The following is a 10,512-nucleotide window of genomic DNA, read 5'->3' as shown; positions in this document are numbered from 1 at the left end:
TGTGCTGTGCTGTGCTGTGCTGTGCTGTGCTGTGCTGTGCTGTGCTGTGCTGTGCTCAGTCATTATGTGCCTCCTTCTTCTTTTTTGTCCAATTTATTTTAATTTAATTTATAAATTATAACCACATTGTATAATTTTTTTATCATTTTTACTATACAACCCCTAGTCCATCAAGTAACATATGCTACTTGAAAACTTTTAAAAACACAAAAAAACGACCTTACCATTACTGATGAAGTCGTTTAATCATAATTATTTTTACATTAAATTAATATTAGATAAAGGCAGTTACCGCAGCGGCAGCCACAATCATGACCAACCCAACTGAAATTACAGTCCATTCCTTACCAGTCTTGTGAACATGCATCACAAGAATTCCTGAAACTGTAGCTCCAACAATTGAAACTTGTGACAAAACGAATCCGGTTGCCAAACCAAGCATAGCTGGTTGAGCTGAAACCAAATATCCCAAAGCAGCCATCGCAAAGAATAATCCTGAGAAAATTTGCTTGTAAGTTACTGATTGCTTGAAGATGTTGTTGCTGTTCTTAAATGTCTCATACAATCCAACTAACAACCCAAAGGCAGCCATTCCAATTGCTTGTGGCAAGAACATGTGCATTCCATCAGTACCATGCGTATATTGTGGAAGAATTCCGTACAATGAGTAACCAACTTGGGCAATCAACAAAACCCCAACTGCCTTCAGCAACAATTGCTTGTTTCCAGCAGTCTTCTTTTCTTGATAAGTAGTTAAGTAAGCCCCAATCAAGATAATCACAACCGCAAAGAAACCAAGCACCTTTGATGTCATTGAAGCCCAGTTACCTAACATTGTCACACCCCAAACCACGTTGGCTGTGATTTGGAAAGAAGTTGAAATCGGCATAGCCTTAGCTGAACCTAACGCATTACCGGCTTCGTCTTTCATTCCAAAAGCCATAATCGTCAACACATTTCCAAAGGCCCAAGCAGCCCCTGAGAAGAAGGCCAACCAGAAGTTAGAACCATTTAACATTGGCATTCTAGTAACCAAAGCCAAGACAATCGCAACAATCAAAGTTCCCCAAGTTGCCCCAAAGATTCCTTGAACCGGCTTACCACCAAAGTATGAAACCAAGGTAGGATAAGAACTCCAACCAATAATTGCCAACAAGGCAAAGAATAATCCTGTAATATTCATTTTTCTAATCCTTACTTTAATAAAATTTTCATCACAAAGATATGAGACCCACCGTGATAGAAAGCTACGCTATGGGTCTCATATTAGTGATCAATTCGTTAATAATAGCTCAATTACTTAATTGCTTCGCCTTCAAAATCAACGTTTGATTCCAAAACAATATTTGAAAATGGTGTAATTTCACCAGTCCGTACTGTGGCAATGTTGTTATCATCACGGCTCATAGCCTTCAAATCATCGTGTGAAATGTAGGCAATTTCAACATCATCATCTAGCAAAGCTTTGATTGCTTCAAATTGTGCTGGGTTTTCTGTCTTAATTTCTTCAGCTAAGAAGACCTTTTGAACCTTCATTTCTGAAAGAGTAGCCTTCAAAACATCAATAAACAAAGGTAATCCACGCACAACTGACAAATCAATCTTACGTCCATCATCCTTAATTGGAAGACCTGAATCACCAATTGTTAACCATTGGGTGTGCCCAATTTCTGAAATAGCATTTGAAAGCTTAGTATTCAAAAGATTTGTTTTACGCATTTTTAATTCCTCTTTTTTAATCTGAATTATTTGTTAGCTTCTAAAACAGCCAAAACTTCAGCTTCAGTTGGAATACTTGGTTGTGCTCCTGCCCGTGAAACAGTCAATGATGAAGCGGCTGATCCATAACGCATTGCTTCAGCCAAGTTGTCCAAGTCCTTGTTCAAACGAGTCGCAGTGGCCCCAATGAAAGTATCTCCAGCGGCGGTGGTATCAACAGCATTTACCTTAAAGGCTGGTACAATTCCTTCGTCCCCATTGTCACGCATATAGAATGAACCTTCTGAACCAATAGTAATGATTACAGTATCAATTCCTCGCTCGAAGTAATAAGCCGCATTATGCAACATTGAGTGCTCATCAGTAACTTCAATGCCAGTCAAGATAAACGTTTCATGCTCATTAGGAACAATGATGTCTGTCAATGACAACAATTCCGCAGGCAAACCACCCATTTCAGGCATTGGAGCTGGGTTCAAAATAGTCTTGACCCCATTTTCACGCGCAATCTTGAAGCCCTCGATAACCGTCTCCATTGGTGTCTCCAATTGAGCAATCACGAAATCTGATTCAGCAATTGCCTCCGCATGGGCCCGAACATCAGCGGCGGTCATATCAGCATTAGCTCCACCATAGATATGGATAATGTTGTCACCAGTCTCTTCTGAAACTGTAATGTAAGCTTGTCCAGTCTCTTCACCTTCTGAAAGCATAACATGCTCAGTACTTAGGTTTTCAACGTTCATGTTCTTAGAAAGATCAAGCTCTTTTCCAACCTTAGTAATCATGTTCGTCTTAACTCCAGAGCGCGCAACCGCAACTCCTTGGTTCAAACCTTTTCCACCCATTGCCTCAACTTGGTGGTTAGGAGTGTGTAAAGTTTCTCCACTTGTCGCAAAACGTGGGACAGAAACGACCTTATCAATGTTGGTTGATCCCAAAACTGTAATAATCTTAGCCATGTTTGTTTCCTTCATTTCTTTATAATATTTTTAAAAAGTTCTACTTACCATGGGCGACGTGCTAACATTTTCATTATTAGTCTTCCACTTCATGTGAAGCACCTTTCAATTTCTATATTATAATATATAATTTTTCTCTTGTAAACGTTTTCTGAAATTTTTTTCCAAATTACGTCATTACATTATGTTAAACGTTTTATTCAAATAATTTAAACGTTTTATCTAAATATAACTATTTATGTTTTTTTATTTTATTTGTCACAATTATGTATATTAATGGTCAATACATTCACTTAGATAATTTAAATTAAGTTTTTAGATTTTATTTTTAAATGAAAATAACTTGCACACGCAAAATAATTCACCGAGTTTATGCCCATTATTAAAAAAACAACCAAAATCTAAGCAATTCATCAATATATCCTTTTTTAACGTGCAATCGCTTTGATATAATTCGCATTCACTCTTAAAATATTAAAAAACCAGCTGATGAATCTCAACTGGCCTTAATTATTTTTAAATCATATAAATTCCAAAAATTAATAATAAGATTCCAGCAAAGACAAAGTTAACTACCATAAATAACTTCATAAATGCGCTAGAATACCTTGGTTCCATTTGTTTAAAGAGCCGATAACCAATCAAATTGGCCATCGACGCGACGACGGTTCCATATCCCCCAATATTAGATGCCAAAAAAAGTGCTTTGGCATGCGTCGTAAACGTTGAAATCAAAATGGTTGTTGGTAAGTTCGAAATGAATTGACTCAACACAAAGGTGCCTAAGAAAACATGGGTTTGCGTATCAAATAACATGTCCACCACATTTTGCACCATCGCAATATGGGATAAATTATTCGTAGCAATGAAAAAGAACAAGAAGGTTGCTAGTAGCCCCCAATCAACCATTCTAAACATCTTGCGGTTATATAAGAAAAAAGCAATTAGCACCGTCCCAATGGCCAAATTAAAAGGGGTCCAACCAAAAATCGTCGCCACCAAGATTAAACCAGTAATAACCAGAAAGCTTAAGCGTCGATTATTAACTTCCACTTTTTGGGGTAAATCAATTTTTAAGGGTGTGGCCCGCACAAAACGGGTAATGATAAGCATTAATACCAGACTAGCTATAGTCAGCTCCAACGACCATTTAAAGAATTCTTGCACACTACTATGGTAATAACCAAACATATACAAATTTTGTGATTTACCAAACGGAAACAAAATGGCTCCTGAATTGGCGGCCATAATCACTAAAGTCGATCCCACGATTTTTAAGCGTGGTGATAATTCTTTGGCAAGCCGTAAATAGATCGGCATAATCGTTAAAATCGCAATATCATTCGATAAAAACATAGCTCCAAAAAACGATAAGACGGTCACACTCGTCATCAGGGTGCGGGCATGATGACTCCGATTGACCAACCAGACCGCAATTGCATGAAAAATACCAGCATTTTCAAGCAAGCCCACCCAAATCATCATCGTCATTAAACTAAAAATGGTGTGCCAATTAATCGCACTAAAATCAGGTCGGACACAAAGCGAAGTTATTAAGGCTAATACCATACTAGCGGTAAACATCACGTCCGTTTTTAAATATGTAAATATTTGTTTAATCATTAATCGACTGCACTTTCTCCATGACACGGCCTTCGCTATTCGCACGACGAATCATCTGATAAGCCTTAGCTGCCATTATACTAGTAACGCCAGTTGTAATCATGATTACAGGGACTAGTTCAATTGCTAACTGCCCAGTCGATAAATTATGGTTGGTATGATTTAAGTGCTCCATGCTCCACCATCTCCTTATAATAAATACTCAACTTATCTATTATCTGAAAAAAGTGTTCTTTACGCAAACACTAAACTGTAATATAAAATATTTACTTTAAGCTAACGTCCGGATTTTTTTTAATCCCTAACGTCGTTGAATTGATTCGTGCTTTAAATCGATTAAATCAGTAACTATTGTATCTATTAACATCAATATAGTTCGTGTTTTTTCGTAATAATCTTTACAAAACTATTTATATTTATCTGGATTTATTTATCACCCCATCCCAATAAATTTATAATGCACGTCAAAAATGATGATTTACAAAAAAAGAGCCTCAACTCCTCACAAAGAGAAGTTAAAGCTCTCATTTTATTAAAGCAAAAATTACTTAACAGTAACTTCAGCTCCAGATTCTTCCAACTTAGCCTTCAAATCGTTAGCTTCGTCTTCTGAAATTCCTTCCTTGATAACTGAAGGTGCGTTGTCAACAAGACCCTTAGCATCCTTCAATCCCAATCCAGTAACTTCGCGAACAGCCTTGATTACTTGAACCTTAGCGTTACCTGCTGAAGTCAATTCAACATCGAATTCAGTCTTGGCAGCAGCTTCACCACCAGCAGCACCAGCAGCTGCAACAGGGGCAGCGGCTGAAACACCAAATTCTTCTTCAATAGCTGATACCAAGTCAGCCAAGTCCATAATCGTTGCTTCCTTCAATGAAGCGATGATTGAATCCTTATCAAAAGCCATGATAATAATCTCCTTTTATTTTTGCCATAATGGCAGAATTAATAGTTTGTTGTAACTGATTGTAAACCAATTGTACTTATGCTTCAGCTTCTTCAGCCTTGGCGTCAGAAACAGCCTTAACTGCATAAGCGACGTTGCGGATTGGTGCTTGCAATGTTGACAACAACATTGATAGCAATCCATCGCGGTCTGGCAAAGCGGCATACTTGTTAATATCTTCGACACTAGCAATTGAGCCGTCAATCACACCACCCTTGATTTCAAGGGCATCGATTTCGTCAGAGTACTTCTTCAAAATCCGGGCTGGTGCAATGGCATCTTCATTTGAAAATGCGACCGCAGAAGGTCCAGCAAAAATGTCATTCAAGTCTGATAAATCAGCTGCTTCAGCAGCACGCGTCAAAACCTTATTCTTGATAACTTTCAACTCAACGCCTTCTTCACGCAATGACTTACGCAAACTGTTTGACTGATCAACAGTCAATCCACGGACGTCAACCACAACAGAAGAAGTTGCTTCTTTAAACTTGTTAGCGACTTCTTCAACTTGTTGTGCTTTAACTGCAATAGTTGCTTCACTCATGGGTTTGTATCCTCCTATTTAGATTTGATTCTAACTAAGAACCCCCAACACTTAGAGTGCCGGGGGCTCAAACTTGCTTTCGCTCATTTTCACTTCCTCGGCAGGATATTAAGGCTAATAGCCACCGGCGTCTTAGGTAGAATCGATTTAATTCATTAGACAATATACCAGATAATCCTGATGAAAGTCAATGAACGATAATAACTTTTTAATTACAATGAAGTAACATCCAAGTTAATAGCAGGACCAAACGTTGATGCAATTGAAACGTGTTGCACGTAAGTTCCCTTAACAGCTGAAGGACGTGCCTTCAAGACAACGTCAGAAATTGACTTGATATTTCCAGCCAACTTATCTGCATCAAATGAAACCTTCCCAACAGGAACTGCAACGTTTCCGTCACGGTCCGTCCGGTAAGTAACCTTACCAGCTTTAGACTCTTCAACAGCCTTAGTCACATCAAATGTAACTGTACCTGTCTTAGGGTTTGGCATCAATCCCTTAGGCCCAAGCACACGTCCAACGCGACCAACTTGTGCCATCATATCAGGAGTTGCGATTGCAACATCAAAGTCCAACCATCCATCAGAAATCCGTTGCACTAATTCAGCACCACCGACAACATCGGCTCCAGCTGCTTCAGCTTCTTTTGCCTTGTCGCCTTGAGCAAAGACCACAACAGTTTGGTCTTTTCCAGTTCCATTTGGCAAAACAACGGCTCCACGCAATTGTTGATCAGCTTGACGAGTATCCACGTTCAACTTAAAAGCAATTTCTACAGTTGAATCAAATTTGGCAAAGTCAATGTCCTTTACCAATGCAGCCGCTTCATCCAAGCTATACAACTTTTCAGCGTCAACTTTTTCAGCAGCTGCTAAATATTTCTTTCCATACTTCTTAGCCATGGTAGCTATTCCTCCTTGCAAATGCGGTCAAACGGTCGTTCAAGACCTCCCGCTTGATCATGCTTAGTTTCCTATGCGATCCGTACTTACACGGTTCTCAAGTTTCATTACTTCAGTTAAATAATTAACCTTCAACAACAAATCCCATTGAACGGGCAGTACCTTCGATCATGCGAACAGCTGCATCTACATCAGCTGCGTTTAGATCTTGCATCTTAGTCTCAGCGATTTCTTTGACTTGCGCCGCAGTAACCGTTGCTACCTTCTTTGTGTTAGGTTCTCCTGAACCCTTCTCAACACCAGCAGCCTTCTTCAAAAGAACAGCTGCAGGTGGAGTCTTTGTAATAAAGGTAAATGAACGATCTTCATAAACTGTAATTACAACAGGAATCAAAAGACCCCCTTGATCCGCTGTACGAGCGTTAAACTCCTTGGCGAATCCCATGATGTTAACCCCAGCTTGTCCCAATGCAGGACCAACTGGAGGAGCAGGTGTTGCCTTACCGGCAGGAATCTGCAACTTTACAATACTTGAAACTTTCTTAGCCACGATTGTATCCTCCTTCGTGCTTGTGGTATTAAATGGCGAGTTTCGATTTCCGCCTCCCACATATCCGTGTCACCACGCATACAATAATTAATAATACCAAACATTACTGTAAATGGCAACGTTAAAAAGAACGTTGTCATTTAATTTCTTTAATACTCAATTGGATCAACATCCGCAAATGAAACTTGCGTTGGTGTTTCCCGACCAAAGAAGGTTACCAAGACTGTTACTTCAGCCTTATCGTTATCCAATTCGGTAATTGGTCCTTCTTGATCCGCCATTGGTCCAGAAGTGATCTTCACGTAATCCCCAACCTTGGCATCCAAAGTCAGTTGGGTCCGGTCAGCAGCTTCTTCTTCAACAATTGGATTACCATCTGAATCATAACGGCTCAAGAACGTGTTGGCTTCTTCAGGTGTTAGTGAAACTGGCTTAGCTCCTCCTCCACGTGATCCTAAAAATCCTGTGACATTTGGTGTGTTTCGCACAACATACCATGCTTCATCCGTCATAATCATCTTTACCAAGACATAACCAGGATATTCGTTCTCCATATGTGTCTTCAAAGCGCCATCTGCATCATGCATTGGCATTCCATCTTTATCACGATCAACTACTTCTTGTTCTGGCACAATCACGCGATAAATGTAATCCACCATGTTCATTGTCTCAATTCGTGACTCTAAACTAGACTTAACCTTATTTTCATAACCAGAGTATGTTTGTAGCACATACCATTCAGCTTCAATCGACTCAACCATGTAATCCTCCAAATATTTTTATCCATTTTTTGTAAATTAAAAACCCTTATGACTAAGGGCCCCTAATGAATTATTAATAACTATTATTATATGCCGTTTGGGTCACTTGGACAAGAACATAATTCCTTGTTGCAACAACCAATCAACTCCACCAAAGAATAACGCAAAAAAGATGGAGGTTCCTAACACAATTCCAGTATTTCGTGTATTTTCACTAAATGTCGGCCAAGTGACACGATGCATTTCCATTGATACGGATTTAAAAAATTTCATCATCTATCTCCAAATCTCGTTAAATTCACATTTATAACCTTACATTGTTTCTTTATGTAAGGTATGGTGACCACAGAATGGGCAGAATTTTTTAACTTCAAGCCGTTCAACGCGCTCAGGTTTCTTCGCTACCATATAATTCCGTGAACCACAAACACTACAAGCTAAAGCTACTTTTTTCACTGCCATGGTCTATCTCCACTATCATTTATTTATTCCTGATTATAGCATCTGTTTCTAACCGTGTTCAAGTTGTTTTCGCACTTTTCCTAAATCTAACCGAATTTTAGATGTTGAGCAACGTAAAATTTGTGCCATTTCAGCTTGCAAATAACCCATCCGCATTAAATCATATGTCACCCGTAATGGTTTTGTCGTTTGATTTAAAGTTATTTGATTAACTACGCAAAGCTCTAAGTGGCGCAAGGTCGCCCCTTGTTTGGGCAAAATAGCTTCAATACTTAAATCCCCCAGATGCACTGTCTGTTCCATACAGTTATTTTTAGGACTTTTCAGGCGTTGCATCCGCCGCCAACAGGCTTTTTGAAAATATGAAGTAAACGCTCGATATTCTGATGCTGCTAAATTACGCCCCGTTTGAATCAATAATATCATGGATTCTTGCTGCCAATCTTCGGCAGTGATATCAAACGGATGACCCCGAAAACATCCCCAAATTAAAGGCCGATATAGTTTCGTTAATTCCAGTATTACTTCATTCTCACCCTGTTGTAGGCGTACTAATTGCGATTGTGTAATTCCCGTTTTTTTCATCCCCATATCACCATACCTCCAAGACTTATTATGCCTAAGCTAAGTAATAATGGGGAGATAATCCGTTAAAAAGCCGAAGCCTTCATGATCCTTATTATTTTAAACATTTTACGATTCTAACCATCGGCATGAACTACGATTAATTACCAAACGGATGCCGTGAATTAAAGGCACCGTAAATTAAAAGTCCGGCCGCTACAGAAGCATTCAAAGATTGTACATGTCCTACCATCGGGATTGTTAACATCTCATCAACTGATTTTTTCAATAGAGGCGCGATGCCTTTACCTTCATTACCAATAATCAATGCCGTTGGTCCGGTTGCATCCCAGCGCCGGTAATCAGTTCCGTTCATATCAGTTCCAAAAATCCAAACGCCGCGTTCTTTTAATTGTTCAACCGTTTGTACTAAATTCGTCACACGCGCCACCGGAACATGTTCAATCGCACCAGTTGAAGTTTTGGCCACCGTTGCCGTTAATTGAACCGCCCGACGTTTTGGAATGATAATGCCGTGTACCCCTGCCGCATCAGCCGTCCGTAAAATTGAGCCTAAGTTATGCGGATCTTCAATTGAATCTAGAATCAAAAATAGCGGTGGCTCATCTTTTTTGGCTGCCTGATCAAAAAGGTCATCCAGTGTGGCATAGTGGTAGGCAGAAATCGACAACACCACTCCTTGATGATTTTGACCATCAACTAACTCATCTAATTTTGACTTCGGTGCATCTTGAATGACCAAACCCCTTTTTTTAGCCAATGCCACAATTTCTTGCTTTAATTGATCACCAACACCCGATTGCAACCACACTTTATTAATTTCAGTTGTTCCTTTTAAGGCTTCAACTGCGGCATGGTGCCCATAGACAAATTCTGTCATTTCATCTTGCTCTGGTGCACTTTTTGCTTGTCGATCACCTTTTGCCTTATTATTTCTTGGCTGTTTGAATTTATTTTGATTATTTTTCATTCCCATAATGTCTTGTTCGACCACTTTCTACTTGTTTAAAGATCCATTCCATCATTTCGTCTAACCGCGTAAATTGATTGCTAGCGTGTAAATAGCCAACTAACGCTTCAAATCCAGTGGAAATCCGATATGTTACTACATCGGTATTTTTCGCCTTCGTATGTGAATTTGCATTCCGACCACGCTTGAAATATTCATATTCTTCATCTGTTAGAAAATGATCGGCTTGCATCAGTTCAAACAATGCCGCATGCGCTTTGGCTGAAACATACGCTTTGGCTTGGCGTTGCAAACGTCCAGGCTTCGTAATCCCTTGGGCTAAAAGGCGCTGCCGAATAAAAGTTTCATAAACTGCATCCCCTAAATAAGCCAAATCCAAACCATTTAATTGTCGATAATTAATGTGTTCATCCATTTTAAATTTTTTCCACCTTTGCTGTCCATTAAATTATATCCAGCATCTTTTTTGTTTCACGTGAAAC

At 39.3% G+C, this 10,512-nt stretch carries 15 protein-coding genes and 1 other annotated feature; all 15 genes read right to left on the bottom strand.

The window, feature by feature from the left end; all coding sequences use genetic code 11:
* Positions 1-274: 274 nt before the first annotated feature.
* Positions 275-1,183, bottom strand: a complete 909-nt coding sequence (locus IV73_RS01775) for a GRP family sugar transporter (RefSeq protein WP_057754013.1) — start codon at positions 1,181-1,183, stop codon at positions 275-277.
* Between the two features lie 113 nt (positions 1,184-1,296).
* Complete coding sequence (gene rbsD, locus IV73_RS01770) at positions 1,297-1,719, bottom strand: D-ribose pyranase (protein WP_057754011.1); 423 nt, start codon at positions 1,717-1,719, stop codon at positions 1,297-1,299.
* Positions 1,720-1,745: 26 nt separating this feature from the next.
* The gene (gene rbsK, locus IV73_RS01765; RefSeq protein ID WP_057754008.1) at positions 1,746-2,681 is read right to left on the bottom strand and encodes a ribokinase; all 936 of its coding nucleotides are present in this window, start codon (positions 2,679-2,681) and stop codon (positions 1,746-1,748) included.
* 516 nt (positions 2,682-3,197) lie between these two features.
* Positions 3,198-4,304: an SLC13 family permease gene (locus IV73_RS01760; RefSeq protein ID WP_057754005.1), complete on the bottom strand. Its 1,107-nt coding sequence runs from the start codon at positions 4,302-4,304 to the stop codon at positions 3,198-3,200.
* Entirely contained in the window at positions 4,297-4,479 is a 183-nt protein-coding gene (locus IV73_RS01755; protein ID WP_057754003.1) for a hypothetical protein, read from the bottom strand. The genes IV73_RS01760 and IV73_RS01755 overlap by 8 nt, the downstream gene beginning before the upstream one ends.
* A gap of 369 nt (positions 4,480-4,848) precedes the next feature.
* Complete coding sequence (gene rplL / locus IV73_RS01750) at positions 4,849-5,214, bottom strand: 50S ribosomal protein L7/L12 (protein WP_057754000.1); 366 nt, start codon at positions 5,212-5,214, stop codon at positions 4,849-4,851.
* Positions 5,215-5,290: 76 nt separating this feature from the next.
* A complete protein-coding gene (gene rplJ, locus IV73_RS01745; RefSeq protein ID WP_057753997.1) occupies positions 5,291-5,797 on the bottom strand; it encodes a 50S ribosomal protein L10 in 507 nt (168 codons plus the stop codon).
* Positions 5,798-5,823: 26 nt separating this feature from the next.
* Positions 5,824-5,952 (bottom strand) — a sequence feature (ribosomal protein L10 leader region).
* 57 nt (positions 5,953-6,009) lie between these two features.
* The gene (gene rplA, locus IV73_RS01740; protein WP_057753994.1) at positions 6,010-6,702 is read right to left on the bottom strand and encodes a 50S ribosomal protein L1; all 693 of its coding nucleotides are present in this window, start codon (positions 6,700-6,702) and stop codon (positions 6,010-6,012) included.
* A gap of 124 nt (positions 6,703-6,826) precedes the next feature.
* A complete protein-coding gene (gene rplK, locus IV73_RS01735) occupies positions 6,827-7,252 on the bottom strand; it encodes a 50S ribosomal protein L11 (RefSeq protein ID WP_057753991.1) in 426 nt (141 codons plus the stop codon).
* A 149-nt stretch (positions 7,253-7,401) separates the two neighbouring features.
* On the bottom strand, positions 7,402-8,013 hold the full coding sequence (gene nusG, locus IV73_RS01730) for a transcription termination/antitermination protein NusG (protein WP_057753987.1): 612 nt from the start codon (positions 8,011-8,013) through the stop codon (positions 7,402-7,404).
* Positions 8,014-8,115: 102 nt separating this feature from the next.
* Positions 8,116-8,286: a preprotein translocase subunit SecE gene (gene secE, locus IV73_RS01725; RefSeq protein WP_057753984.1), complete on the bottom strand. Its 171-nt coding sequence runs from the start codon at positions 8,284-8,286 to the stop codon at positions 8,116-8,118.
* A 39-nt stretch (positions 8,287-8,325) separates the two neighbouring features.
* Positions 8,326-8,475 (bottom strand): 50S ribosomal protein L33, encoded by a 150-nt coding sequence (gene rpmG / locus IV73_RS01720; protein ID WP_057753981.1) that lies wholly within the window; start codon positions 8,473-8,475, stop codon positions 8,326-8,328.
* Positions 8,476-8,523: 48 nt separating this feature from the next.
* Positions 8,524-9,066, bottom strand: a complete 543-nt coding sequence (locus tag IV73_RS01715; protein ID WP_057753978.1) for a hypothetical protein — start codon at positions 9,064-9,066, stop codon at positions 8,524-8,526.
* Positions 9,067-9,199: 133 nt separating this feature from the next.
* The gene (rlmB, locus tag IV73_RS01710) at positions 9,200-9,940 is read right to left on the bottom strand and encodes a 23S rRNA (guanosine(2251)-2'-O)-methyltransferase RlmB (protein WP_236697725.1); all 741 of its coding nucleotides are present in this window, start codon (positions 9,938-9,940) and stop codon (positions 9,200-9,202) included.
* A gap of 79 nt (positions 9,941-10,019) precedes the next feature.
* Positions 10,020-10,445: a Mini-ribonuclease 3 gene (locus IV73_RS01705; RefSeq protein WP_057753976.1), complete on the bottom strand. Its 426-nt coding sequence runs from the start codon at positions 10,443-10,445 to the stop codon at positions 10,020-10,022.
* Positions 10,446-10,512 lie beyond the last annotated feature (67 nt).

The organism is Weissella kandleri (assembly GCF_001438705.1).
GTDB lineage: Bacteria > Bacillota > Bacilli > Lactobacillales > Lactobacillaceae > Weissella > Weissella kandleri.
Note: the sequence above shows the minus strand (reverse complement) of the source record. Positions and strands in the feature narration are given on the sequence as shown.